Genomic DNA, 23600 nt, shown 5'->3' on the forward strand with positions numbered 1-23600 from the left:
GAGATACTCGTTGAGAGCCAGGGCAGCGACGGGCTCAGCATAGCTGATTCAACGTCACTGCGACGCGCGAACAAGGCACGCGTCGCATTTCCGCACGCGAACTACCGGACTTCCACCGTCTTGAACTCCGCCGGAAGGATCACTTCCAGCAATTCGCAATTGTCGGAGTAATCGCGGATCAGGTGCCTGATGCGCGGCGGCTGGGTCCAGCTCGAGCCCTGACGCATCAATGTCTCGCCCTCGCCCTCCATGTAAGTCTTCACCCATCCGTTCAGCACATAGACCAGCTGAAACTCGGCATCGTGATAGTGAAGCTTGGAGACCTCTTTCGGATCGCAAGGCCCGATCAGCCGGATGACATGCGCGTGCGCCAAACCGCTGGTCGCAGCGGCGACGCCGAGATCGCGATACTTCGCATAGGCACGCAGGCCGTCGCCGAGAAATGCTTCTTCCTGATAGTGACTGATCGCGACGCGCTGCTTGCGGCGCGGGCCGGGCTTCGCAGCGACGCTCTTCGCGCTCGGCTTTGCCGGTTTACCGACAGAGACTTTCTTTGCCGCTTTCGCCACCGCCCGTGTCGCAGACTTCTTCGTCGCAGCCGTTTTCAGCGCGCTCTTTGACGTTCGCTTCAGCTTCGCCATGTCGTGTTTCCCACCCGGCGCAATGCCAAACAAACGGCCAGCGCGTGTGGAGAACCTAGCGGTAGTTCAGCACAGCGGCAATTCATCCGGCGCGTTGAGAGGCGCGGACTAGTGCAACCGGAAGACGCCATCCACGGCACGAAGCTCGGCCGGCTTGATCAGTTTCGAATGCGCGACGGTGACCGCGAATAATGGGCCATCGAGCTTCTCTTGCCAGAAGTCGAGGAAATCCTTTAGCGCCGGAAATTTCGGAAACAGATCGTAGTTCTGCCAGACATAGGTCTGCAGCAGCGAGGGGTGATCGGGCATGCGGTAGAGGATCTGCGCCGTCGTCAGTCCGTAGCCAAGCACCTGCTTTCTGAAATCGTCAGAAGCTGCATTTCTCGAGACCATGTTCAACCTCCATGGACAGAGCGCATTCGGCTAAGTGGATTCCGGTTTGACGTCGAACTTCGCTCTGCTCTCCTTTGACCGCGCTGACTGCAGCGAACCGGCTTCCACTTCGCCCATGACAACACGATGCATGAAATGTGACGCAAGCAACGTCTTCATCACAAGCTTAAAAGTTTAATAATGAGTTGAAAGCCCAGCGTTAGCAGCAGCTTACCGCGATTGCTAACGCGTCCGGGGACTGGTGTCGGAGGACCTTAACCAATTCTGGCACCCGTCATATTTGAGTGCCAAAAAATTTGGTACAGACCCTTGCCGGTGGGGAACGTTCGGCCTATGTCCGGACCAGCTGCGCTGGCACTTGTTGGCACAGACTGCCAATTTAAATTTCTCGAGCATCTACAGAAACTTAGGAGGACTGCATGAAATTCCGTCCGCTTCACGACCGCGTCGTGGTCAAGCGTATCGACGCCGAAGAGAAGTCAGCTGGCGGCATCATCATTCCGGATAGCGCCAAAGAGAAGCCCTCCCAGGGCGAGATCGTTTCCGTCGGCCCCGGCGGCCGTGACGAATCCGGCAAGCTGGTCCCGCTCGACGTGAAGGTTGGCGAGCGCGTCCTGTTCGGCAAGTGGTCGGGCACCGAGGTCAAGATCGACGGCCAGGACCTGCTGATCATGAAGGAAAGCGACATCATGGGCGTCCTCGAAGGTGCCGCTCCTGCCAAGAAGAAGGCCGCTTAAGCGCCTTTCCCCTCCATCCTGATTTTCAAGGAAGCAAAACATGTCAGCCAAAGAAGTAAAATTCGGCGTTGATGCCCGCGACAAGATGCTGCGCGGCGTCGACATTCTCGCCAACGCGGTGAAGGTCACCCTCGGTCCGAAGGGCCGCAACGTCGTCATCGACAAGTCGTTCGGTGCTCCCCGCATCACCAAGGACGGCGTCACCGTCGCCAAGGAGATCGAGCTCGACGACAAGTTCGAGAACATGGGCGCCCAGATGGTGCGCGAAGTGGCCTCGAAGTCGGCCGACGCGGCCGGCGACGGCACCACCACCGCCACCGTGCTCGCCCAGGCGATCGTCCGTGAAGGCGCCAAGTCGGTCGCTGCCGGCATGAACCCGATGGACCTGAAGCGCGGCATCGACCTGGCTGTGGAAGCCGTGGTTGCTGACCTCGTCAAGAACTCCAAGAAGGTCACCTCGAACGACGAAATCGCCCAGGTCGGCACCATCTCGGCCAACGGCGACAGCGAAATCGGCAAGTTCCTCGCCGACGCGATGAAGAAGGTTGGCAACGAAGGCGTCATCACGGTTGAAGAAGCCAAGTCGCTCGAAACCGAACTCGACGTCGTCGAAGGCATGCAGTTCGACCGCGGCTACATCTCGCCCTACTTCGTCACCAACGCCGACAAGATGCGCGTTGAATTCGACGACGCCTACATCCTCATCAACGAGAAGAAGCTCTCCTCGCTGAACGAGATGCTGCCGCTGCTCGAAGCCGTCGTGCAGACCGGCAAGCCGCTCGTCATCGTCGCTGAAGACGTCGAAGGCGAAGCTCTCGCCACCCTCGTCGTCAACCGTCTGCGTGGCGGCCTCAAGGTTGCCGCCGTGAAGGCTCCGGGCTTCGGCGATCGCCGCAAGGCCATGCTGCAGGACATCGCGATCCTGACCGGCGGCCAGGCGATCTCGGAAGACCTCGGCATCAAGCTGGAAAACGTGACCCTGCAGATGCTCGGCCGCGCCAAGAAGGTGATGATCGACAAGGAAAACTCCACCATCGTCAACGGCGCCGGCAAGAAGGCCGACATCGAAGCACGCGTGGCGCAGATCAAGGCGCAGATCGAAGAGACCACTTCGGACTACGACCGTGAGAAGCTGCAGGAGCGTCTCGCCAAGCTGGCTGGCGGCGTTGCCGTCATCCGCGTCGGCGGCGCGACCGAAGTCGAAGTGAAGGAGCGCAAGGACCGCGTTGATGACGCGATGCATGCGACCCGCGCTGCGGTTGAAGAAGGCATCGTCCCCGGCGGCGGCGTCGCTCTGCTCCGCGCTTCGGAACAGCTGAAGAAGATCAAAACCGCCAACGACGACCAGAAGACCGGCGTCGAGATCGTCCGCAAGGCCCTGTCGGCTCCGGCTCGCCAGATCGCCATCAACGCAGGCGAAGACGGTTCGGTCATCGTCGGCAAGGTGCTCGAAAACGCGGCCTACAGCCACGGCTTCGACTCGCAGACCGGCACCTATGGCGACATGCTCAAGAAGGGCATCATCGACCCGACCAAGGTTGTCCGTGCAGCGATCCAGAACGCAGCCTCGGTTGCCGGCCTCCTGATCACCACGGAAGCCATGGTTGCCGAACTGCCGAAGAAGGCAGCTCCGGCCGGCGGCATGCCTCCGGGCGGCGGCATGGGCGGCATGGACTTCTAAGTCCGACGCTGTTCAGGCAAACTATCAAATGCAGAACCCCGGCAGCGATGCCGGGGTTTTTGTTTGGATCAAGTCGTGCGGATATTCCGTATCATTTATCGCTGCGATCGATGCAATTACTAATTGCATACAGTCGGTTCCCGAATAGGATACCGCCGACTTATTCGGACGGCTTCCACTAGGAAATTGGAAATGTATCGCATTGCTATCGTTGCCATGTGTCTCTTTCTGTCGAGCGTCGCGGCTCAAGCACAATACGGTAACAAGGTTGCCCTGAGCGGCAGCCCGATCGAATTAGGACAACTTGCATCGGTTAACCCAGACTGCAGTGACGCGGGCCGTCCCGTCGTGCGGGTGACACAGAGCCCCGAGCACGGGCGTCTGATCATCACCAAGGCGTCGATCTTTCCGTATTTCCGCCCCATCAATCCACGCAGCGACTGCAACTGGCGGTGTGTTCCCGGAGTTATCGTCAAATACGTTTCGGAGCGCGGCTATGTGGGATCGGACAGCGTCGCCCTTGAAGCATTCTTTCCGAACGGCACCTCGCGACGCGGTAACTTCAACATCATGGTGAGGTAGGCGCCACGCGGGCTAACGGAAGCCACGACTCCCGAACTGCCGAAGAAGGCAGCTCCGGCCGGCGGCATGCCTCCGGGCGGCGGCATGGGCGGCATGGACTTCTAAGTCCGACGCTGTTCAGGCAAACTATCAAATGCAGAACCCCGGCAGCGATGCCGGGGTTTTTGTTTGGGCAGTCGGGCATCGGACGATTTGTTTTGCCATTGTCGGTTCGGCTCCGCCAATCCTTCGGAGCCGCGACGATCAACCGTCGTACTTGTCCGTTGCTGACCCGTCGTCGCCCCTCCTGCCATCGGCCGGATCGAGCCGGGTGCTCCGGAGGCGCGACCAGCGACAAAAATCAGCGCCAAAATAGACCTTGCATAAGCGAGCATATGCTCCTACATTCCTCGATATAAGAGCATATGCTCTCATATCGACATGGAGCAGAACGATGAGCGACGTGGATTTTCTTGTGAGCGGTGCAACTGGACGGACCGGAGGCGTTGCCGTCGACGAACTTCTAAAAATGGGTCGGCGCGTGCGCGCCTATGTTCGCTCCGACGACAAACGGGCAGCTGCCCTGAGGGCGCGCGGTGTCGACATCGCCGTCGGTGATTTCTCGGACATCGACAAAATTCGCGCCGCGATGGAAGGCATCAAATCGGCTTACTTCCTTCATCCGATCGCGCCGGGGATTGTCAGTGCCGCCGCCTATTTCGCCCAAGCTGCAAAGGAAGCGGGCGTCGCGGCGATCGTCAACATGTCGCAGATTTCGGCACGGCGGGAGTCGACAAGCCACGCGGCACAGGACCACTGGATCTCAGAGCGGGTCTTCGATTGGTCAGGCGTTCCGACGACGCATTTACGTCCCACGTTCTTTGCCGATTGGCTGGTTTACCCGCATTTTGCGAAAGAGATCTGGACGAAGAAAAAGATCGAATTCCCCTTCGCGAATGGTCGTCACGCACCCATCGCGGCGGACGATCAGGGGCGGGTCATCGCCCATCTGTTGGCCGAACCAAAAGGCCACGAAGGCAAAACCTACACACTCCACGGCCCCGTTGAGATGAACCATGTGGAGATCGCCGCGGCGATGAGCGAAGTCCTCGGATCACGTATCGATTATGCGCCGACCTCCATCGAGGAATTCCGGAACAAGATGGAGACTCTTTACAAGTTCCCACCGTTCCTCACGCAGCATCTGGTTGAAGTCGCCCAGAATTATCGCGACGGCATCTTCTCGGGCACCAATAACGCCGTCGAGAAGATAACAGGAAAACCGCCACTCTCGGTTCAGCAGTTTATCTCCCAGAATCGAGCCGCGTTTGCTTGAGCACGCAGCAAGGGTTTGAGGAAATGTCACACACCCAGAATGAACGTCATCCGTTTCTGGATGACCTGGCGTCGGATGCAGAGCTTGTGAGTTCTGTGCTGCGTGAACCTGTCGTCGGACGCGATGCGATCAGGCTGGCGGTCAATACGGTCGGAACGTTTTACGCCTCCCAGACGCCTACGTTTCTTCAGACCGTGGGGTCGCGGCTTTTTCTCGAATACGAGGCCACCCTGAAGAGTGGCGAAAGCCTGAGTGCGACCGTGGTCGTCGACCACAACCCTGATGGTTCGGTGCCACGTGTCAGCGTGCGAATGAGCCCGCTTGGCTCGGTCCTGTCTCTCGCGGCCGATTTGCGGGAGGCGCTGTCGAAACAGTTGCCGACCCACGTTTTTCTTTGAACTGAACGCCCACAGGCCAGCGTAACCATCCGGGCGCGCGTGGCAGGTGGCTTTGAAAAGGAAGCTCATCATGGATATCAAGAACGCTACCGTCTTCATCACCGGCGCCAATCGCGGCCTGGGTTTGGCCTTTGCAAAAGAGGCGCGTCGCCGCGGCGCGGCGAAAATATATGCGGGCATGCGCAACACCAGCGGCTTCGACGAGCCGGGCATCGTTCCGGTCCGGATCGACGTGACCGACAAGGCGTCGATTGCCGCTGCTGCAGAACTGGCGGCAGATACCAATCTGCTGATCAACAATGCGGGCATCGCCGCTCTGATTGAGGGCCCCCTCTCGCCCGACGTCGAGACGCAATCAGCCCGCATCTTCGATACCAATTACTATGGCGTGGTGCGCGTCACGCAGGCCTTTGAGCAGACATTGTTGAACAAGCCACATGCCGGCATCATCAATGTGCTGTCCGACATCGTGTGGCTTCCGCGTCCGATTTTGACGCCCTATGCCGCGTCGAAGGCGGCGGCGTGGAGCTACACCAACCAGCTTCGCTTTCACCTGCATGAACGCGGCGTCCAGGTTCTCGGCCTGCATGTCGGCTTCGTGGACACCGACCTGACCAACGGCATCGACGTGCCAAAAGCCAATCCTGAGGACGTTGTTCGCCAGACCTACGATGCACTGCTGGCGGGCAAGAGCGAGATCATGGCCGACAAGGGAACGACGTTGCTGAAAAGCACGCTCGCGGCCGAGGTGCCCGGCTATATCACTCCACCGCCCGGTCTCTGAACACGGCGGTCGGCAAACAAGTATTCCCTCGGCGACATGCGAGGTGGATACGTCACAGGACTCCGAGTCTGTGATATCCGCTTTCATGAACAACGTAACAGGGCTCGTGTGTAGCGCGAGCCCACCGGTAACCGGTAGAAATTGAAAAGGGCAAACAGATGCTGTCGATCAACCAGCCTCTCGGAATCGATCAATGCAACTGCTTCGCCATGAGAAAGGCGAGCCGACAGATTTCCCGCTTCTATGATGATCACCTCGAGCCAACGGGCCTTCGCATTACGCAATTCCTCACTTTGGCTGCCCTCAACGAGGTGGAGAGCGTCGCGGTCAATGCGCTCGCCGAGCGGTTCGACATCGAACGAACAGCGATGGGCAAGATGGTGGGATTTCTGGAACGTGACGGCCTGGTCAAAATTCGACCCTCCCCCACGGATGGCCGAAGCCGCCTGATAGAAATCACCGAAGCGGGTCGCCGTCTTCACGGCGAAGCCTCCCCCCTCTGGCAGAAGGCTCAGCGACAGTTGGTGAAATTGAATGGCGCGGAAAATGTCGCCGCGCTGCGAGGCGTGTTGGAGGATCTGACGGTCGGTCAGCCGAAGGCAAATTCATCGAAGGACTAAAGGATTTCCGGGTTGAGGCCGGGTTCACGTCCACTCAAATCATGAGTTTACGGCGCGCTTCGCTGACAAGGGAAGCGTTTCTACCTGCTCAGCGGCTTGCTGCCCGCCGCCACATCGACGCGCCTACGCCGCTCCCTCATCCCCCGAATTCGCCAGGATCGCCATCAACAGCCCGGGAAACCGCGCTTCGATATCCGCCGCGCGCACCGCGTTCTGATGCTCGACACCCTTCTTGCTGGTCTGGATCAGGCCGGCCTCGCGCAGCACGCGAAAATGGTTCGACAAAGTGGACTTGGCGATGGTCGGGCATGGCGACGCCGCCGTGCAGGACAGGCAGCCGCTCTCCTGCAGCAAGCCCCGGACGATCTGCAGCCGAATGGGATCAGCCAGCGCCGAGAGCACGCCGGATAGCGTGATGTCCTTGGTCGCGGGGTGAACGAACTGAACCATGAAAAAAGATATAGGCGCCCCCTTGCACTGGTTCAATAGTTCCATACTTCCGAACTACCGAAGCATCCAAGAGGGATCACGACCATGACCAAGACATTCGAAGGCAAAGTTGCGCTGGTGACCGGCGGCTCCAAGGGCATCGGCGCTGAAATCGCCATCCAGCTCGCCGCCGGGGGCGCTGCCGTCGCCGTCAATTACGCATCGAGCAAGAAGGGCGCCGACGAGGTCGTCGCGAAGATCACCGCCAAGGGCGGCAAGGCAATCGCCGTGCACGGCAATCTCGCCGAGCCGGACGGCGCGAAATCCGTGGTGGCGGAGACCGTCAAGGTGTTCGGCCCGATCGACGTTCTCGTCAACAACGCAGGCGTCTACGAATTCGCGCCGCTCGAAAACATCACGCCGGAGCACTTTCACAGGCATTTCGATCTGAACGTGCTCGGTCTGCTGCTCGCCTCGCAGGAAGCGGCCAGACACTTCAACGCCAATGGCGGCAGCATCATCAACATCTCATCGGGCGTCTCGACCATCACCCCGCCGGGCTCGGCGGTCTACACCGCGACCAAGGCCTCGGTCGATGCGATCACATCGGTCCTGGCGAAGGAGCTTGCGCCGCGCAAGATCCGCGTCAACGCCGTCAATCCCGGCATGATCGCGACCGAGGGCGTGGTGTCAGCCGGCTTCCATGAAGGCGACATGCGCAAGTGGATTGAATCGGCGACGCCGATGGGGCGTATCGGCAAGGTCGAGGAGATCGCCTCCGTCGTGGCCTTCCTGGCTTCTGATGCCGCATCCTATGTGACCGGCGAAACGCTGCACGCCACCGGCGGATTCAGGTAACCCACGCGTTCTGCTCAACAGGCGATCCGACATATGTCGAAGGCGGTGCCATCAGCACCGCCTTCGCTCGTTATGCGAGGTCTGATCTCGCCTTGCCTCAATCATCATCCTCGCCGGCTGGCGGCATCGACGGTGTCTGCATGCGATCCACCGCTGATGGCTTCATGCGTTCGCGTGACGGCGCCTGCCCGTGCGCCATCCGAGCCTGATCGTTCTCCATCCGCGGATAGAACACATCATAACAGGCGCGGCTCAATCGCGGGCCAGCATTGCGCAGGCAGTTTTCCACCCGCCCCTCATCCGGCATCGCGGATGTACAGAGGCGAAACGCATCGGGCGTGCATGCTTCGCGCTGTGCGTCCGTGCCACTGCCCAAAGCCGCGGCGCTGGAACCCGCAATCAACGCCACGGCGGTCGTCAGGCTTGTCAGAGTGTTTGCCATCGGTCCTGTCCTTAGGAAGTTATGACAGGTGAAATTCTCGCCTGAGCGCTCGGTTCCTTGCCGGCCGCTCACATGCTGCTGAATGCAGGCTTAGGCGAAGGTGCGACAGAGCCGACAAAGGAAATCAGTGGGCGGCCTGCGTGGTTTCATCAATCTCGTCGGTCCACACCTTGAAACTCACCAGCGTGTTCGGCCCAAAAGTTTGCGTGATCGGCACATCCGCCGCATCACGGCCCTGTGCGATCAACACGCGACCGATGCGCGGAATGTTGTTGCGTGCGTCAAATGTATACCAACGACCACCGAGATAAGCTTCAAACCAGCCGGCGAAATCGCCGTCGGCCCACGGCTTCGGCATGCCGATGTCGCCGAGATAGCCGGTGCAGTAGCGCGCCGGAATATTCATGCAGCGGCAGAAGGTGATGGCCAGATGCGCATAGTCCCGGCACACGCCCTTGCCCTCGTTGTAAGCATCCCAAGCGGTCTTGGTGGCGCGTGCATGCTCGTAACCGAACTGGATATGGTTGTGCACGAAATCGCAGATTGCCTGCACGCGCACCCAGCCAGGCACAGTCTTCTCGAACAACTGCCACGCGATGTCCGACAGCCGATCCGTCTCGCAGTAACGGCTGCCAAGCAGATAGACGATCGTCTCGGCGGGCAGATCCTCTACTGTGTACTGCATGGCGGACGGCACGATGATATCCGGCTTGCCGCTATCGTTGACGATCCCGTCGGCTTTGAACGTGATGCGGCCCGGCGGCGCGACAATGCGGCTGCACCAGTTGCCGAAGCCATCGCGATACGGCGTGATCGGAACTGAGGGATTGATCGTGAGATAGTCGGGTACCACTACGTCGGAGGCACGCGTGAAATGCGTGCCCATCACGATCATCACAGGCGTCGGCTGCGGGAAATCATAGATCATCTCGTAGCCAACGCGGATCTTCATGCAAAACACCTCATCCTGGTAAGATCTCCGATTTCAAAGGCAACGCAAGCGTCGCACACCAGGCGACGATCTTGCGAGAAAACTCAGCGCAAGCCTCGGCCAGACCGTCGTCAATGTCGGATACATCCTCGAAATGGCAACGAAACGTCCGATAACAAGACAACAGAAGCGATATTCGGCGAAATACCGGATCGCGCAAAGAAATCGATAGCTAATGCCCATGAATAAGCGCACGCTAGCCTCATGCCAGATCTCAGCAGCGACATACGCGCGTGACGACGAGATCGCGCCGCGAGACCGTTACTTTTAAACACCCTTTCCAGTTGAAAGGCCTCGATCGATTGATCCCGGCGGGATCATATGAGGTCATCACCGATGAAGAGATGATCGAGGGACTGTCCTTCGCCAGCTATCGGCGCACGGCAACCATGATCATCGTGCCAGGCGCACCGCCCCATACGAGATCCATGGAAATGATCTCCATTGGCTCGCTTGAGCTGGCAGATGCGCAGCGCATCGACGCGAGCGCGCCATGACCGACACTCCCGTCGAGCTGGACAGCCGCCGCGGCTTGGCGGCACAGAAAGCCACCGACCTCAGGCGTAGTCTTGCCGAAGTCGAATCCAATGCCGCAGCACTGCGGGAGCGGCAGCAGGAACTTGAAGAGCAGCTCCTTACCGCGCCTGCCGCGACATGGCCGGAGGCCGCTGCCAAGGCACGTTATGTGCTCAATCTCTACGCTGCTTCCCTGAGTGTGCAGGATGCCCGCCACCGCGATCTGATCGCGATCGTGCTGGACGACTTCACGCGGCTCGCCGCCAACGATTGATCCCTATCATTACACAGGTCGCAGCGATCCTGCAGCAGCCAGCGCTCAACCGAAGGCATCCTTATGCGGAACCTCTTACACCGTCACGTTCAAGTCGCAGAATCTCTCCGTCTTGGCGTCGAGTCCGGCTGGTACAGCACCAAGATCAGCAGTACATTTGTCACAGGCCCACATCACACCGAGGCCGAATGCCTGCGCAGGATCGCAGAACTCACGCCAGTCGTACCGAAGCGCAAGCTCTGACGCTGGAGGACCATCATGGCGCTCACACACGGTGTTTTCCAAAGCTTCGAATATAATCGCATGGTCGTTCTGTTCTCGATGATGAACGACGCCACCGAAGTGGCCTGCGCGATCAGCACCAGCGCGATGGACGAGCTTGAAAAAGCAACACGCACCAAGCCCGAACAGCGCGAGGAGCAGTTCGCCCGGCTGCGCGATCGCATCGAGGCCTGCGCGGCACGCAAATTCGCGAATTCCGAATTTGAGGGCAGACCACCGGGCATCGTGCTCCGGAGCATCGATTTCCGGTAGCTTCTTCCGCGATTGAACCCTTCCTCCTCGCCGTGTGACCAACGCCTGTCACACGCGAGAGATCGAGCCATGCGCCACTTTCCAAGCCTGAACCGTTGCGCCATCCGCGTCCTGTTCGCTGCCATGCTGGCGAGCGCAGCAATGCCGATCGCGCAAGCTGCTGCTGACGATGCACAGCAATGTACCGATGCCTCCGGCGTTCTCGCGATCGCAGCCTGCGATCGCGCCATCGCCTCGGGCAATTACAGCGGACGCCGGCTTGCGGAACTGCACTTCAATCGCGCCTTCGAATATCACGAGCGGCACGAAAGCGGCCCTGCCATGGCCGCTTTCGACGAAGCTATCCGCCTGAATCCGGATTATGCCCGCGCCTATTTCATGCGCGGTAATCTCTGGCTCGCCCGCGGCGATAATGACCGCGCCATCAGCGACTTCAGCGTCGCACTGAATCTCGATCCCAACAACACCGATGCCTATGTCAATCGCGGTGTCGCCTGGTACGCCAAGGATGACAATGACCGGGCGATTGTCGACTACGACATGGCGATCCGTCTCAATCCGCAGGAAGGTGGCGCCTATAGCAATCGCGGCGGCGCCTGGCTGGTGAAGGGCGATCATGCGCGTGCCATCGCCGATTTCAGCGAAGCGATCCGGATTAATCCGAACGACCCCTGTCCGGTGTTCAATCGCGGCTTCGCCTTCAGCCTGAAGGGGGACAACGATCGCGCCATCGCTGACTACAGCGAGGCGATCCGCATCGCACCGACCTATGTGGCGGCGCTGACCAATCGTGGCGGCGTGTGGTCCGACAAGGGTGACAACGACCGCGCCATGGCCGATTTCAATGCGGCGCTGCGCATCAATCCGAAATACGCCAAGGCGCTCTATCTGCGCGGCATGACACGGCTTGAAATGGGCGACAACGCCGGCGGCGCAGCAGATGTCGCGAGTGCCCGAAAGATCGATCCGAAGGTCGGCTCATAGTGACTGAACACGCATCGCCTTCGTGGGCGACACGTCAGTCATATCGATCAGTCGAGCTTGGCGACTACGATGAGGCGCTTCACTTCGCCGTTGCGATAGGCCTGCAGGAACTTGTTGTAGTCCCGGAACGAGACGCAGCCGTTGGAATCGCCATTGGGGCCGAGCATGTAGGTATGCGCGAGCAGACCCGTGCGGCCATGAATCGCGCCCTCGCCGCCCACCGGCGTCAGGCGCAGCGCGGCCACGCCGTGGAACAGCGCCTCGCGCGGCTTCAGATCATAGATGTGCGGCGGCGTCACGCCGCGCATCTTCTCATGGGCATAAGCGGGATTGTCGAGACGGCTGCCGAGGCCGGAATGCGCTTCCAGCTTGGTGCCGTCGGGCATGTACACTTTACGCGCGGAGATGTCGTAGACCGCGGTGGTGCGATCGCTGAGGGTCGGCTCGTTGCTGGCGGCCGCATCGGTGCCGTTGGTCAGCACGCCGCCATCGGAGCCGGCATAAGCGAGCACAGGGCCTGACTGCGGGGCACTGCCGCCGAACAGTTTTTCAAAGACGTTGAAATTGCCGGACTTGGGCTGCGCGGCCAGCGCCAGCCGCGCCTTCTGCACCAGCGAGTCGTGGCCATAGGCGCCGCCCTTGGCCGCGCGCGCCTGTGCGGCCGGCTGTTGCGGTGCTTCAGCCACCTGCGGCGCGGGCGCCGTACGGGCATCGGAAGGCCGTGCAGCGGGCATCGGAATGCTGTCGACGAGCTGGCGCACCGTGGGCGCCGGCTGCATCAGCGCGACCTCCTGCGGCTTCGCAGCCGGTGCAGGGACCACAGCTTCAGAAGCCGGGGTGCGCTTGACGAAGCGCTCGGGCGCGGCGCCCATCGAATAGGTCGGGTCGAACCAGGCGACTTGGCGCTTCGGTTCGGGCTGTGCGGCCGCGAGCGGCGCATTGACGGCCGGCTCGAAACGCTCGGAGAAGGATGTGCGGTGTTCGGTGCGGGAGAAGCGGCTGTCGAAGCGCTCGGCGAAGGACGACTGGCCGACGCCTGCATCATCGCCCAGATTGGCGGAGACCATCGCAGGCTCAACGCCATTCTGGAAAAGCTTGCCGGCGAGCGTCCATCCACCGGTCAATGCGACGGCGGCAAGAGCTGCGCCGGTCACGAACATGCGTGAACTGGATTTCGGCACCTGGTGCGAGCCTCGGCGTGAGGATGCAGGATGGTTCAACGCACGTTTACTGCTGCTCATACGCCTGACGTCCGACACACATTTACTAAGCTCCCTGCCCGTTGTGCCGGACGAGACACACAGGTCTCGAAAAGCACCGCGCAGGGATGCGAAACGCCATTAAGGCGAGTTTTAGTTAAATGCGGATTAATTGGAGGTCCCCCACCGATGCCTACCTAAAGGCCTGCCAATCATGGCCTTTTTGAGTAAGTCACAGGACAAATTCGGGGAACCTGCGAGAGCTTCTGGGCTCTCGCAGGCCGGTCTCAGGCGCGCTGGGGTTTTGGGTCACGCCCGGCCCGAACTATTGGCGTGCTGTGATTAGGCCATTGGCCTAGCGTGGGGCTGGTGCGCGTGGAACCACATAGGTTTTGTGGTATTTAGGTAGTCGCAACGATCAATTTGTGCCGGCTTAGCCGCCAAATGATCACGACCTTAGTAGTTCAGCTTCGGATACCAGTCGGTGCCCCGCCCCTCCGGCGTGACGTCCAGAACCGTCCAGAGCGGCATCAGATCCGGCGCCCCGCGCGGATCCTGGCCGGGATCGGCCGTAGAGCCATCCATCTCGCCGCTCCAGAAATGGCGAATCTTGCCGCTGCGGCGGGTGAAGACATTGAAGGCCGCGTCATCGCCGCCGTCCTTGGTCAGCCCGTGATAGTCGCGGCTGAATTCGCCCGACGTATCCGAGAACAGCGGCAGGTAATGCCAGCCACGCTGCTTCTTGAAGGCAACCAGCCGCTCGATGGGCGAGCGCGCCACCACGGCCAGCGCCACGCGCTGAGTGATGTCAGGCACCTCGCCGTCCCATGCCGACAGCAGCGACGTGCACATCGGGCACGGCTTCTCGCGCTGCGGCCCATACATGTAGGAGTAGACGACGAGCGTCTGCTTGTCGCCGAACAGGCCCGCGAAATTCACGGGGCCCTTCTCGCCGATGAAGTCGTAGTCCCTGGTCACCTCGCCGCCATCCGGCAGCGCGCGACGCAGCTCCGCGACACGCTCGATCTGACGCCGCAATTCGATCTCCTCGACAAGCAACGCATTGCGTGCGTCGCGGTATTCACGGCTCTCATTGGGATAGCGAAAACTGGCCTTCTTCACGAGTTCGGCCGCAGGCGTCAGGCTGGAACCGGTCATGACATGATCCTCCCTTGGTGAATTTCAACGTGTTCCATCTGAAAGACGTTCCGGGACGGACCAATCCGACATGACGATCCGCAAGTTCATCATGCACAGCTTCGTGAACGGCCAGAACACGCATGACGGTCATTGACGCGCAATGCGCGGATGCCCATGAGTGCGCCATGCGCCTGTTTCATTTCAGCGAAGAGAACAACATCGAAGTCTTCATGCCGCGGCCGGTCAAGGTTGCGACGCCTCGCAATCAGGGACAGGAGTGGCTGAATGGCCCCCTCGTCTGGGCGATCGATGACTGGCATGCGCCGATGTATCTGTTCCCGCGCGACTGCCCGCGTATTTTTGTCTGGCCGACAGCGACAACGACTCCGGAATATCTCACGGCCTACAAGAAGATGACCGCCTGCCGCATGGTTGCGCATATCGAGCTCGGCTGGCTGGACAAGCTTTCTCAGACGACGATCTATCGCTACGAGCTTTCGCCTGACGGGTTCGAGGATCTCGGAGATGCAGGCGCGTGGGTGTCGCGCGCACCATCCATGCCGCTCAATGTCGAGCGGATCGACAATATCGAAAAGGCACTGGAGAATGCTGGCGTCGAGCTGCGCGTCCTACCGTCTCTGAAGACGCTGGCGCCCCTATGGGACACATCGCTCCACGTCAGCAGCATTCAGCTTCGCAATGCGTTGGATTGACCGATCAAGCTGCCTCAAACCAACAAGGATACCTAGACGTTCAGGAGCCGTAGGGTTGTAAAGCGTCTTCGCGACTTTCATCGCTCGTTGTCGCGATGTGTGACGGGTATCGCTTTGGCGATGCGCCGACGTTTTACCCATCTCGTAACGACCCATGCGCTCAAGCCGCAGTATCGGCCTTCGCACGGCGGTGACTGACCACGACGCGGTTACGACCCTCGCGTTTGGCTTCGTAAAGCGCGGCGTCGGCGGCCGCGAGCAGGTCGTCGCCCTTGGCGACGTGCACCGGCATCACTGCCAGACCGATCGACAGCGTGACGCCATCGAGCACTGCCGATGGTAGCGTCACCTGCATGCGATGCACGGCATCGAGCACCTGCTGTGCCCGCTGGGCCGCAACCTCGGCCGTGACGCCCGGCATCAGCATCAGGAACTCCTCGCCGCCGAAACGGCCGATGATATCCGAGGCGCGTGTCGTCTCGCGCAATATCTTGCCGAGGCCGCGCAGCACGGCATCGCCCGCCTCGTGACCGTGGCTGTCATTGATGCCCTTGAAGTGATCGATGTCGAGCATCGCCAGCGCCAGCGGCTTGCCGTCCTGATGGCTGCGCGCGGTCTCGCGCACCAGGGCATCTTCGAGGTAGCGGCGGTTATGGAGGTCCGTCAGCGGATCGCGCACCGCCTGCTGACGCAGCAGTTCGCGGAGTTCGAGATTGGCCATCGCCAGCGACACCTGTTCGGCCAGCATCGTCGCCAACTGATCCGCTCCCTCACCGAACACTGACGTGTGCTCGCGGTACAGCAGACCAAGCAGGTTGTTCTGTGCGATCAGCGGCTGACAAATGAAACCCGTACCGGTGACACCGCACGGACCGGCATGATTGCAGACCAGTCCCTGACTCGCCTCTGAAATCGGGAATGTCGTGCCACGACGCAGCGCCCAGCAGTCATCGACCGGAAACGACACCGCATCGGCCTGAAGTGCGCCCCAATGGGCGCCGCGCTGAACTGCGTTGCGCGCGTTATTCAGATAGTACAGTGCGCCTGCCTCCTCCGTGAACAGGTAGCCTGCATAGGTCTGAACCGCCGCAAAAATCTCTTCGCGCGACTGACACGACTGCAGCACACCCGAAAGTTCAGTGAGCAGGACGATTTCCTTGGCGCGAATTTCCGCCAGCTGCAGCGAGGTCGTCAGCCGTTCGTTGGCCTCCTCCATGGCCTGCGCATGGGCGCGCCGCTCCGCTTCGACAGCGAGTGCGTCGGTCTTGTCCTGGATCACCCAGAGGATATCGCCGGTAGCCAGCGGCTTGCCATAGGCATCGACCAGCAACGTGGAGCCGTCGCTGCGGCGCAGATGCAGTTCGACTTCCGTCGCCATGGCGCTGTCACGAATGCGATTCAACGCGGCATCGAACGCCTCCCCGTCCGCCTTCGTCGCAACGAGGTCATCGATCGTGTTGCCGGGAAGCGTATCGGAGCTGCGGCCGCAGAGTTCGGCGATCCGGCGATTGCCGCGCAGGATGCGATGGCCGGCCGTGAACAGGATGCCTGCCAGCGGATTGTCGACCAGCGCGCGCTGCTCGGCATCGAGCGTGCTGAGATTGCCGGACAACCGGCGCGACCTCATCGTGATCACCGCGAGCAGCATCATCAGGAGGCTGATGGCGCTGCCGCTGGCGAGCACGACATTTGGCACCGTATGGCTGACCTCGTAGGCCGAGCCGGGATTGGCGGTGAACAGCACGCGCCAGACGCGCTCGCCGACAACCAGCGAACGATCCGCCGAGATCCCTGCCGACATCACCATCTGCGTGACGAGACCGAGATTGGGCTCAAGGCTGTCATACATGAGGGTCGGAGTGATGGTCGCATCTTCCGGCTCGCCAATCATGACGCCTTCCTGCGTCGGCTTGGCATAACCGCGATCAACCACCTGGATATGCATCTGCTGCAGCGTGCGCGGATCGAGGATGCCGCGCATCAGGTCATTGGTACGATAGACCGATGCAACGAAACCGTGGAGCGCCGCGTTTCGCTGCGAGACAGTCTGCGTGGGTTCGCCGGCCCGGTAGATCGGCGCGCGGATGATGAAGCCGAGTCCGCCCGAGGTGTCCTGTACCAGCTTGACCGGCGGCGTCGCGACAATCCGGCCGGTCTCCGCCGAACGCCGCAGCGAATCCAGCTGCGCAGGATTGGCACCGGCATCGAAGCCCAGCGCGCTTTCGTTCCCACGCATCGGCTCGACGAATTCGACAATGTTGTAGATTGATCGCGGCCCCGGCGGACGCACGGCGAAATCCGGCTGTCCGGAATGCTCGATGCTCTTGTCGGCACGAACTTCGGCAACGAAGGCATCGAGTTGGTCCGGTGTCACATGACGCAGCGACTGCAAGGCCTGGAAGCCGGGATAGCGGCGGCCGAGATCGAGCACATCGATGTAGCGACGGAACTGGGCACGATCGACACGGCCGATCGAGGCGTACAAGCCCTGCATGCTGACCAATACTTCGGCGTGGGTGCGCAGCCGTTCGCTGATCGCATTGGAAATATCGACCGCGTCGGCAGCAAAGCGACGCTGCATATCGGCCGCGATCAGGCGTTCCGAAAATTCGCGAATGGCGAATGTCGCGGCGAGGCCGGCTCCGAGAATGGCTACTGCAACGAAAGTCGTCCGCCGCGCCTGTGGCGCCAGCAAGTCACGCAATGCCATGTCGAGTTCCCTGAACTGACCCGGCCCCCGGCTTCGGATCAAAGTACCTTGGTGCGTCATACCGACATCGGGATTTAGATTCTGTTGCACTGCCCACCTGCGAGCCACCTCAGTCACGCACACTTGACGACATCCTTAATCGCGGATAATTATTATCCACGATAGAGATGGAACAAAGCCATGAAGATGAGCGACGGGGTTGAGCAGGCGATCCACAGCGTGGCGATGCTCGCAGGCCTGCAACCGAACGGCGTGTTGTCCGCCGGCGCCCTCGCCGAGTTCCATGGCGTGTCCACCAGCTATCTCCTGAAACACCTGCAGGCGCTTTCGGGCGCCGGCCTGCTCATCGCGCAGCCCGGCCCGACCGGCGGCTATCGCCTTGCCCGGACGCCGGACCAGATCACCCTGCTCGATGTCGTCCTCGCCGTTGAGGGCGATGCCCCGGCCTTCCGCTGCAGTGAAATCCGCCAGCGCGGCCCCAATCCCCTGCCCGGCAAACCCACAGCGCCCTGCGGCATCAATGCCGCGATGCTACGAGCCGAACGCGTCTATCGCGACGAACTGGCCAAGGTGAGCATCGCCGACGTGCTCGGCGATCTCCGCGCCAAGGACACCGACGGCGCCATTGCCGCCCGTGGCTGCGCCTTCCTTGAACTCAACGAACGACGCCGTAACGCCAACTGAAACCTGAAACCGCACATAAGGAGAAGACCATGCAAGCCCGTCTCAACTTCGCCAAAGCCGCCCCCGATGCCTACAAAGCCGTCGCCGCCCTCGATAGTTATGTCGTCAAGGAGAGCGGCCTCGAGCCTGCAATCATCCACCTCATCAAGCTGCGTGCATCGATCATCAATGGCTGCGCCTTTTGCGTCGACATGCATGTGAAGGAATCCCGCCACGACGGCCTCAGCGAACAGTGGATCAACATGATGTCGGTCTGGCACGAGGCCACGGTCTACACGCCGCGCGAGCGCGCTTTGCTCGCCTGGGTAGATGCGATTACGCTGATTGCGCATACTCGCGCTCCCGACGCGGACTATGAAGGATTGCGGGCGCATTTCTCCGAAGAGGAGTGCTTCAAGATCACAACGGCGATCGCCGCCATCAATGTCTGGAATCGCCTCGCCGTCGGCTTCCGGCTCCCGCATCCCGTGGACAAGCCGAAGGCCGCCGCCTGAACGCACATCGCGGCAGGTCATGAACAAGCAGAAGGCCGGGTTGAAACTTCAACCCGGCCTTCTTGATGTCTGTCTGCCCGCCCAAGGCGTCGGGCGGTGTCGTGGAGCGATCAGAAGAGTTTCGCGCCTGACGCATCGACGACGCGTCCCCAGCGGGCGTAATCGTCCTTAATCGTCTTGGCGAAAGCCTGAGGCGTCGAGGTCGTGATGCTGAGGCCCTGCTTTTCAAGACGATCGCGCACATCCGGCAGAGCGCCGATGCGCACCACTTCGGCGTTCAGGCGATCGACAATGGCATCAGGCGTCCCTGCAGGCACGACGAGGCCGAACCAGGAGTCGACGACGAAATCAGACACGCCTGCTTCCGCCGGCGTCGGTACATCGGGAAGCTGCGCCGAGCGCTCGCGGCTGGTGACCACGAGACCCTTGACTTTGCCATCCCGGATCTGGGGCGCGAGCACCGTCAGCGTATCGAAAGACAGGTTCACCTGATTTCCGAGCAGCGCATTCACAGCGGGAGCGCTGCCCTTGAACGGCACATGAAGCAGATCCGTCTCGGTCAGGCTCTTGAACAGCTCGCCGCTCAGATGGCAGAGCGTGCCGGGTCCGCACGACGAGTAGGTGAATTTGCCGGGCTCACGTTTGGCCGCAGCGACGAGCTCCTTGACGCTCGACACCGGCGTATCGGGGCTGGCCGCGAGCACGTAAGGCACCGAGGTCAGCAACGAGACCGGCGTGAAGCTCTTGATCGGATCGAACGTGATGGTCTTGTTGATGTGCGGCAGGATTGTCAGCTGCCCTGCCGGCGCCAGCGACAGCGTGTAACCGTCGGGATCGGCCTTGGCGACAGCGTCGGCAGCAATAGCCGTACCGGCACCAGCCTTGTTCTCGACCACGATGGTCTGCTTCAGCGCCTCGCCGAGCTTGTCGGCATAGACGCGCGCCGTGATGTCCGCAGCGCCGCCCGGCGGAAACGGAACGATCAGCTTGATCGTCCGGCTCGGCCAGTTGTCAGCGAGGGCTCCCGTCGCACCGGAGACCAGCAGCACTGCCGCGAAAGCGCCTGAGAGGAAGCGAGAAGACATGACGGACCGCACGGTCGTATTCCTTATCATCGATGATGAGAGTGTTCTGCCGTGCCTCCCGCGAGGTTTCGCCGAGATTTCGCAATCATTTCAGCGATGTGGGAGCACGTTTGTTGCCACTGAAAATGTCATCGAGACGGGGTTCCGACAAGGAAACGGCTTTGCAAATGCAATGCAGAGGATGGTGGATTGCTGTCGCCGAACAAGTCCTTGTGAGAAGTTGCTTCTCTTGACTGAACTATTTGACGGCGGCGCCTTATGTTTTGATTGAAACATCGAAGTCGGAGGGCGTCATGACCGAGCTGAACCATTCGACCGAAAAGAGCCGCTATCTCAGCGCCCCGAAACGCCCGGACTTCACGCTGGACCAGGACTGGGGCTCCTATTCCGCCGCCGAGCATGATCGCTGGGACCGCCTGTTCGCCCGCGCGCAGACCGTCCTTAAAGGCCGGGCTTGCAACGAATACCTCGCTGCGCTGAACACGCTGCAGCTGTCCGAATCCGGCATTCCCGATCTGGAGAAACTGAGTTCACGTCTCAAGCCGCTGACGGGCTGGCAGGTCGTGCCGGTCGCCGAACTGGTGCCCGACGAGATCTTCTTCGATCATCTTGCCAATCGGCGCTTCCCGGCCGGCGCCTTCATCCGCCCCGAACACGAAATGGACTACCTGCAGGAGCCCGACATCTTCCACGACGTCTTCGGCCACGTTCCGCTATTGGCGAACCCGGTCTATGCCGACTTCATGGAGGCCTATGGAAAAGGCGGCCAGCGTGCGATGGCGCTCGGCCAGTTGAAAAACCTGGCACGATTGTACTGGTACACGGTGGAGTTTGGACTGATGAACAGCGCGAACGGGCTGCGCATCTTCGGCGCCGGTATTCTGTCGTCAGCAACAGAGTCCGTCTTCGCGCTGGAAGACGCCTCGCCGAACCGGATCACGTTCGACCTCGAACGCGTGATGCGGACGAACTACATCATCGATGATTTCCAGCAGAGCTATTTTGTCATCGAGAGCTTCGAGAAGCTGCTGCAGGACAGCTATCAGGATTTCGGCGCACTCTATGCCCGCCTGGCCAAGGCAGACGACATCGCGGCCGACGAAGTGACCCCTGAGGATCGCGTCATCAGCCGCGGGACGCTGGACTATTTCAAGCGCAAGCGCGCGTCAGCCATTCATTGACTGGATGCGGAATTTGGCCGGCGACGCGCCGAAGCGGCGACGGAAGCTGCGGTGGAAATAGGATAGTTCGTTGAAGCCGCAGGCGGCCGCGACTTCGCTGATCTTCAGGCTGCACTGCCGATCACCGGTCAGCATGCTGCGGGCCTTTTCAAGCCGGAGCTCCATGATGCGATCGGTGATGCTGAGGCCGGAGCCCTGCAGCAGGTCCTGGACGTAGCGGACGGACAGGCCGAGCTTCTCGGCGACCACCCGGGTTGAGAACTGCTGGTCAGCAAAGCTCTCATTGATCTGACTGATCACGCTGGCGATCCGCGCTCCGCGCAGGCCGCCGACCTCGGTGAGGTTCACGGGGTCCGGCTTTTCGATGCTGTGCACCTTGGCACGATCGGATCCAAAGTCGGAGTGGCTGCTGAATGCGAGATTTGTGTTTTCCATGTTCCCAATCACCGCCCATTTCAATGTGTGCGGAGATAGGTCGTCCGGACCCCTGACTTTGGTTCAACGTCGACGACGATAATTTATCATATTTCGAAACCATCGCAGTTGCATTGCGTCCCCGGTGGTGACCGGCAAGGCGTTGGCCGGTGGTCGCCGTGTGGTCCCATAATCGCGCTCCCCAGTAGTACTTCCAGGTGAGACCGAGCGGCGACAGCCGCTCACAATACGACGTCGAGCACGCGATCCTGCACAAAGGAAGCGCGTAGGACCACGACGAGAGCGGTATTTTTATACATGGTCGCTGCCGAAATGACGCGCGAAGCGGCCCCGATTCCTCGAAGGCCGCCAGCGCACCTGCAAGGAAACGACATGAAAAAGCTTCTCATCGGCACCATCGGCATCCTCAGCCTCGGCAATGCCGCCCTCGCCGCAGACGTGCCGGCTCGCGCCTATACCAAGGCCCCCGCCATCGATCCTGCCTATAACTGGACCGGCTTTTATGCCGGCGTTCATGCCGGCTACGGCCTCGGAAGCACCGAATTGCAGATCCTGAATATCCGGACCGACGGCGCGCTGGGCGGCATTCAGGCCGGCTACAATCAACAGATCGGCAACCTGCTGCTCGGCATCGAAGCCGACATCAGCTTTAGCGGGATCAAGGGCGATCGCACGGTGAGCGTCCTGAACCAGGCCACCCTGACCCAGACGTCGCAGATCAACTGGCTATCGACCGTGACCGGACGCGTTGGCTTCGCCAATGGCCGCTGGCTCACTTACGCCAAGGGCGGCTTCGCCTGGGCCAATGAAGATCACGGCTACGACGTCCAGGTTTCGGTGCCGGGGCCGGACAGGATCACACTGTCCGGCAGCGAGACGCGGCGGGGTTGGGTCGTCGGCACCGGCATGGAATACGCCCTCGCCAACAACTGGTCGCTGCGCGGCGAGTATGATTTCATCAGCTTCCCCGACCACGACTTCGACTTTAACGGCACGCGGGCCTCCACCGGGCCGGTCGTCTCCACGGCGTCGACCAAGCAGACGCTGCATCTCATCAAGATCGGCGCGAACTATCAGTTCGGTGCTCCGAATGAGGCCAAGCCGATCCCGCCGCTGCAATACGCACAGTCAGGATTCGACTGGACCGGGCTCTATCTCGGTGCCCAGGCTGGCTACGGATCGGGACGCGGCGACTGGCGCGACTACACGCCCGATGGGAAGTTCTCGATGACCGGTGGCTTCGGCGGCGGCCAGATTGGCGCCAATGTGCAGCTCGGCGTGATCGTCATGGGCGTCGAAGGCGAACTGGTCGGCGGCGATATCGGCGGCGGCACCCGCACCAACCTTGATAACAATCTCGACGTGCGCTCGCGCACCGAATGGCTTGCAATGGCCACCGCACGTATCGGCATGGTGACCAACGAGCGTTGGCTGACCTATCTCAAGGGCGGTGTCGCCGTCGCCGAGGATCGTCACGCCATATCACTGTCGGCGGGCCCGCAATATGCAAATCTCGACGGATCCCGCCTTCACACCGGTTACGTGGTCGGTGCCGGCGTGGAATACGCCTTCGCACCAAACTGGTCCGTCAAGGCGGAGTACAACTACATCGGCTTTGGCCATGACAAAGCGAGCCTCGAAGGCGTGATCAATGCCCCTCCGCTAGTCGGTTCTTATTATCTGAATGCCGATATTGCGCAGACCATGCAGCTCGGCAAGATCGGCGTGAACTATCACTTTGCGCCGTAAGCGCCGCAGCCGGCCACCATCGCGCCATCAC

27 protein-coding genes are annotated in these 23600 nt (G+C 60.9%); 17 read left to right on the forward strand and 10 right to left on the reverse strand.

Going from position 1 to position 23600, the window contains the following annotated elements:
- Positions 1-101: 101 nt before the first annotated feature.
- Positions 102-641: a cupin domain-containing protein gene (locus AB8A27_RS15490; RefSeq protein ID WP_441242652.1), complete on the reverse strand. Its 540-nt coding sequence runs from the start codon at positions 639-641 to the stop codon at positions 102-104.
- A 108-nt stretch (positions 642-749) separates the two neighbouring features.
- The gene (locus tag AB8A27_RS15495; RefSeq protein ID WP_068736319.1) at positions 750-1034 is read right to left on the reverse strand and encodes an usg protein; all 285 of its coding nucleotides are present in this window, start codon (positions 1032-1034) and stop codon (positions 750-752) included.
- Positions 1035-1453: 419 nt separating this feature from the next.
- Here AB8A27_RS15495 and AB8A27_RS15500 point away from each other — a divergent pair, with 419 nt between their 5' ends.
- From AB8A27_RS15500 to AB8A27_RS15530, 7 genes are all read left to right on the forward strand, one after another.
- The gene (locus tag AB8A27_RS15500; protein ID WP_441242653.1) at positions 1454-1771 is read left to right on the forward strand and encodes a co-chaperone GroES; all 318 of its coding nucleotides are present in this window, start codon (positions 1454-1456) and stop codon (positions 1769-1771) included.
- 40 nt (positions 1772-1811) lie between these two features.
- Entirely contained in the window at positions 1812-3452 is a 1641-nt protein-coding gene (gene groL, locus AB8A27_RS15505; RefSeq protein ID WP_441242654.1) for a chaperonin GroEL, read from the forward strand.
- A 192-nt stretch (positions 3453-3644) separates the two neighbouring features.
- Positions 3645-4034, forward strand: a complete 390-nt coding sequence (locus tag AB8A27_RS15510; RefSeq protein ID WP_441242655.1) for a hypothetical protein — start codon at positions 3645-3647, stop codon at positions 4032-4034.
- 433 nt (positions 4035-4467) lie between these two features.
- Positions 4468-5349: an NmrA family NAD(P)-binding protein gene (locus AB8A27_RS15515; RefSeq protein WP_441242656.1), complete on the forward strand. Its 882-nt coding sequence runs from the start codon at positions 4468-4470 to the stop codon at positions 5347-5349.
- Positions 5346-5747, forward strand: a complete 402-nt coding sequence (locus tag AB8A27_RS15520) for a hypothetical protein (RefSeq protein ID WP_441242657.1) — start codon at positions 5346-5348, stop codon at positions 5745-5747. The genes AB8A27_RS15515 and AB8A27_RS15520 overlap by 4 nt, the downstream gene beginning before the upstream one ends.
- 70 nt (positions 5748-5817) lie before the next feature.
- Positions 5818-6531 carry an SDR family NAD(P)-dependent oxidoreductase gene (locus AB8A27_RS15525; protein ID WP_441242658.1) on the forward strand — a complete coding sequence of 238 codons (714 nt, stop codon included), beginning with the start codon at positions 5818-5820 and terminating at the stop codon, positions 6529-6531.
- Positions 6532-6689: 158 nt separating this feature from the next.
- A complete protein-coding gene (locus tag AB8A27_RS15530) occupies positions 6690-7151 on the forward strand; it encodes a MarR family winged helix-turn-helix transcriptional regulator (protein ID WP_441242659.1) in 462 nt (153 codons plus the stop codon).
- A gap of 123 nt (positions 7152-7274) precedes the next feature.
- Here the strand turns inward: AB8A27_RS15530 and AB8A27_RS15535 are convergent, their stop codons facing one another.
- The gene (locus tag AB8A27_RS15535; RefSeq protein ID WP_441242660.1) at positions 7275-7601 is read right to left on the reverse strand and encodes an ArsR/SmtB family transcription factor; all 327 of its coding nucleotides are present in this window, start codon (positions 7599-7601) and stop codon (positions 7275-7277) included.
- 84 nt (positions 7602-7685) lie between these two features.
- Between AB8A27_RS15535 and AB8A27_RS15540 the strand changes: the two genes are divergently transcribed.
- A complete protein-coding gene (locus AB8A27_RS15540) occupies positions 7686-8438 on the forward strand; it encodes an SDR family NAD(P)-dependent oxidoreductase (RefSeq protein ID WP_441242661.1) in 753 nt (250 codons plus the stop codon).
- A gap of 97 nt (positions 8439-8535) precedes the next feature.
- Here AB8A27_RS15540 and AB8A27_RS15545 read toward each other — a convergent pair whose 3' ends face one another.
- The gene (locus AB8A27_RS15545) at positions 8536-8880 is read right to left on the reverse strand and encodes a hypothetical protein (RefSeq protein WP_441242662.1); all 345 of its coding nucleotides are present in this window, start codon (positions 8878-8880) and stop codon (positions 8536-8538) included.
- A gap of 124 nt (positions 8881-9004) precedes the next feature.
- Complete coding sequence (locus tag AB8A27_RS15550; RefSeq protein ID WP_441242663.1) at positions 9005-9832, reverse strand: transglutaminase-like domain-containing protein; 828 nt, start codon at positions 9830-9832, stop codon at positions 9005-9007.
- A 272-nt stretch (positions 9833-10104) separates the two neighbouring features.
- Here AB8A27_RS15550 and AB8A27_RS15555 point away from each other — a divergent pair, with 272 nt between their 5' ends.
- The 4 genes from AB8A27_RS15555 (at position 10105) to AB8A27_RS15570 (ending at position 12179) form a co-directional block, all read left to right on the forward strand.
- The gene (locus AB8A27_RS15555) at positions 10105-10368 is read left to right on the forward strand and encodes a hypothetical protein (protein WP_092146843.1); all 264 of its coding nucleotides are present in this window, start codon (positions 10105-10107) and stop codon (positions 10366-10368) included.
- Complete coding sequence (locus AB8A27_RS15560) at positions 10365-10661, forward strand: hypothetical protein (RefSeq protein WP_092146841.1); 297 nt, start codon at positions 10365-10367, stop codon at positions 10659-10661. The genes AB8A27_RS15555 and AB8A27_RS15560 overlap by 4 nt, the downstream gene beginning before the upstream one ends.
- 258 nt (positions 10662-10919) lie before the next feature.
- The gene (locus tag AB8A27_RS15565; protein WP_441242664.1) at positions 10920-11195 is read left to right on the forward strand and encodes a DUF1488 family protein; all 276 of its coding nucleotides are present in this window, start codon (positions 10920-10922) and stop codon (positions 11193-11195) included.
- Between the two features lie 69 nt (positions 11196-11264).
- Positions 11265-12179: a tetratricopeptide repeat protein gene (locus AB8A27_RS15570; RefSeq protein WP_441242665.1), complete on the forward strand. Its 915-nt coding sequence runs from the start codon at positions 11265-11267 to the stop codon at positions 12177-12179.
- A 47-nt stretch (positions 12180-12226) separates the two neighbouring features.
- On the opposite strand, the gene AB8A27_RS15575 is transcribed toward AB8A27_RS15570, so the two are convergent.
- Positions 12227-13360, reverse strand: coding sequence for a tlde1 domain-containing protein (locus tag AB8A27_RS15575; protein ID WP_441242666.1), 1134 nt, complete (start codon positions 13358-13360; stop codon positions 12227-12229).
- Between the two features lie 474 nt (positions 13361-13834).
- Positions 13835-14536 carry a DUF899 family protein gene (locus tag AB8A27_RS15580; RefSeq protein WP_441242667.1) on the reverse strand — a complete coding sequence of 234 codons (702 nt, stop codon included), beginning with the start codon at positions 14534-14536 and terminating at the stop codon, positions 13835-13837.
- A 167-nt stretch (positions 14537-14703) separates the two neighbouring features.
- Between AB8A27_RS15580 and AB8A27_RS15585 the strand changes: the two genes are divergently transcribed.
- A complete protein-coding gene (locus AB8A27_RS15585; RefSeq protein WP_441244919.1) occupies positions 14704-15231 on the forward strand; it encodes a DUF6886 family protein in 528 nt (175 codons plus the stop codon).
- A gap of 160 nt (positions 15232-15391) precedes the next feature.
- Here AB8A27_RS15585 and AB8A27_RS15590 read toward each other — a convergent pair whose 3' ends face one another.
- Positions 15392-17941, reverse strand: a complete 2550-nt coding sequence (locus AB8A27_RS15590) for a diguanylate cyclase (RefSeq protein WP_441242668.1) — start codon at positions 17939-17941, stop codon at positions 15392-15394.
- Between the two features lie 180 nt (positions 17942-18121).
- Here AB8A27_RS15590 and AB8A27_RS15595 point away from each other — a divergent pair, with 180 nt between their 5' ends.
- Positions 18122-18625 carry an RrF2 family transcriptional regulator gene (locus tag AB8A27_RS15595; RefSeq protein WP_441242669.1) on the forward strand — a complete coding sequence of 168 codons (504 nt, stop codon included), beginning with the start codon at positions 18122-18124 and terminating at the stop codon, positions 18623-18625.
- Positions 18626-18654: 29 nt separating this feature from the next.
- A complete protein-coding gene (locus AB8A27_RS15600; protein WP_441242670.1) occupies positions 18655-19119 on the forward strand; it encodes a carboxymuconolactone decarboxylase family protein in 465 nt (154 codons plus the stop codon).
- A 110-nt stretch (positions 19120-19229) separates the two neighbouring features.
- Here AB8A27_RS15600 and AB8A27_RS15605 read toward each other — a convergent pair whose 3' ends face one another.
- Positions 19230-20204, reverse strand: coding sequence for a Bug family tripartite tricarboxylate transporter substrate binding protein (locus AB8A27_RS15605; RefSeq protein WP_441242671.1), 975 nt, complete (start codon positions 20202-20204; stop codon positions 19230-19232).
- A gap of 293 nt (positions 20205-20497) precedes the next feature.
- Here AB8A27_RS15605 and phhA point away from each other — a divergent pair, with 293 nt between their 5' ends.
- Positions 20498-21385, forward strand: a complete 888-nt coding sequence (gene phhA / locus AB8A27_RS15610) for a phenylalanine 4-monooxygenase (RefSeq protein ID WP_441242672.1) — start codon at positions 20498-20500, stop codon at positions 21383-21385.
- Here the strand turns inward: phhA and AB8A27_RS15615 are convergent.
- Positions 21371-21820, reverse strand: coding sequence for a helix-turn-helix transcriptional regulator (locus tag AB8A27_RS15615; RefSeq protein WP_092146820.1), 450 nt, complete (start codon positions 21818-21820; stop codon positions 21371-21373). The genes phhA and AB8A27_RS15615 overlap by 15 nt on opposite strands.
- Positions 21821-22192: 372 nt before the next feature.
- Between AB8A27_RS15615 and AB8A27_RS15620 the strand changes: the two genes are divergently transcribed.
- Positions 22193-23569, forward strand: coding sequence for an outer membrane protein (locus tag AB8A27_RS15620; protein WP_441242673.1), 1377 nt, complete (start codon positions 22193-22195; stop codon positions 23567-23569).
- The last annotated feature ends 31 nt before the right edge of the window (positions 23570-23600 follow it).

Source organism: Tardiphaga sp. 768_D3_N2_1 (assembly GCF_052076105.1).
Lineage (GTDB): Bacteria > Pseudomonadota > Alphaproteobacteria > Rhizobiales > Xanthobacteraceae > Tardiphaga.

Coding starts and splice junctions, on each gene's coding strand:
- AB8A27_RS15490 (WP_441242652.1), bottom strand. CDS start 641: ATGGCGAAGCTGAAGCGAACGTCAAAGAGCGCGCTGAAAACGGCTGCG.
- AB8A27_RS15495 (WP_068736319.1), bottom strand. CDS start 1,034: ATGGTCTCGAGAAATGCAGCTTCTGACGATTTCAGAAAGCAGGTGCTT.
- AB8A27_RS15500 (WP_441242653.1), top strand. CDS start 1,454: ATGAAATTCCGTCCGCTTCACGACCGCGTCGTGGTCAAGCGTATCGAC.
- groL (WP_441242654.1), top strand. CDS start 1,812: ATGTCAGCCAAAGAAGTAAAATTCGGCGTTGATGCCCGCGACAAGATG.
- AB8A27_RS15510 (WP_441242655.1), top strand. CDS start 3,645: ATGTATCGCATTGCTATCGTTGCCATGTGTCTCTTTCTGTCGAGCGTC.
- AB8A27_RS15515 (WP_441242656.1), top strand. CDS start 4,468: ATGAGCGACGTGGATTTTCTTGTGAGCGGTGCAACTGGACGGACCGGA.
- AB8A27_RS15525 (WP_441242658.1), top strand. CDS start 5,818: ATGGATATCAAGAACGCTACCGTCTTCATCACCGGCGCCAATCGCGGC.
- AB8A27_RS15530 (WP_441242659.1), top strand. CDS start 6,690: ATGCTGTCGATCAACCAGCCTCTCGGAATCGATCAATGCAACTGCTTC.
- AB8A27_RS15535 (WP_441242660.1), bottom strand. CDS start 7,601: ATGGTTCAGTTCGTTCACCCCGCGACCAAGGACATCACGCTATCCGGC.
- AB8A27_RS15540 (WP_441242661.1), top strand. CDS start 7,686: ATGACCAAGACATTCGAAGGCAAAGTTGCGCTGGTGACCGGCGGCTCC.
- AB8A27_RS15545 (WP_441242662.1), bottom strand. CDS start 8,880: ATGGCAAACACTCTGACAAGCCTGACGACCGCCGTGGCGTTGATTGCG.
- AB8A27_RS15550 (WP_441242663.1), bottom strand. CDS start 9,832: ATGAAGATCCGCGTTGGCTACGAGATGATCTATGATTTCCCGCAGCCG.
- AB8A27_RS15560 (WP_092146841.1), top strand. CDS start 10,365: ATGACCGACACTCCCGTCGAGCTGGACAGCCGCCGCGGCTTGGCGGCA.
- AB8A27_RS15565 (WP_441242664.1), top strand. CDS start 10,920: ATGGCGCTCACACACGGTGTTTTCCAAAGCTTCGAATATAATCGCATG.
- AB8A27_RS15570 (WP_441242665.1), top strand. CDS start 11,265: ATGCGCCACTTTCCAAGCCTGAACCGTTGCGCCATCCGCGTCCTGTTC.
- AB8A27_RS15580 (WP_441242667.1), bottom strand. CDS start 14,536: ATGACCGGTTCCAGCCTGACGCCTGCGGCCGAACTCGTGAAGAAGGCC.
- AB8A27_RS15585 (WP_441244919.1), top strand. CDS start 14,704: ATGCGCCTGTTTCATTTCAGCGAAGAGAACAACATCGAAGTCTTCATG.
- AB8A27_RS15590 (WP_441242668.1), bottom strand. CDS start 17,941: ATGGCATTGCGTGACTTGCTGGCGCCACAGGCGCGGCGGACGACTTTC.
- AB8A27_RS15595 (WP_441242669.1), top strand. CDS start 18,122: ATGAAGATGAGCGACGGGGTTGAGCAGGCGATCCACAGCGTGGCGATG.
- AB8A27_RS15600 (WP_441242670.1), top strand. CDS start 18,655: ATGCAAGCCCGTCTCAACTTCGCCAAAGCCGCCCCCGATGCCTACAAA.
- AB8A27_RS15605 (WP_441242671.1), bottom strand. CDS start 20,204: ATGTCTTCTCGCTTCCTCTCAGGCGCTTTCGCGGCAGTGCTGCTGGTC.
- phhA (WP_441242672.1), top strand. CDS start 20,498: ATGACCGAGCTGAACCATTCGACCGAAAAGAGCCGCTATCTCAGCGCC.
- AB8A27_RS15615 (WP_092146820.1), bottom strand. CDS start 21,820: ATGGAAAACACAAATCTCGCATTCAGCAGCCACTCCGACTTTGGATCC.
- AB8A27_RS15620 (WP_441242673.1), top strand. CDS start 22,193: ATGAAAAAGCTTCTCATCGGCACCATCGGCATCCTCAGCCTCGGCAAT.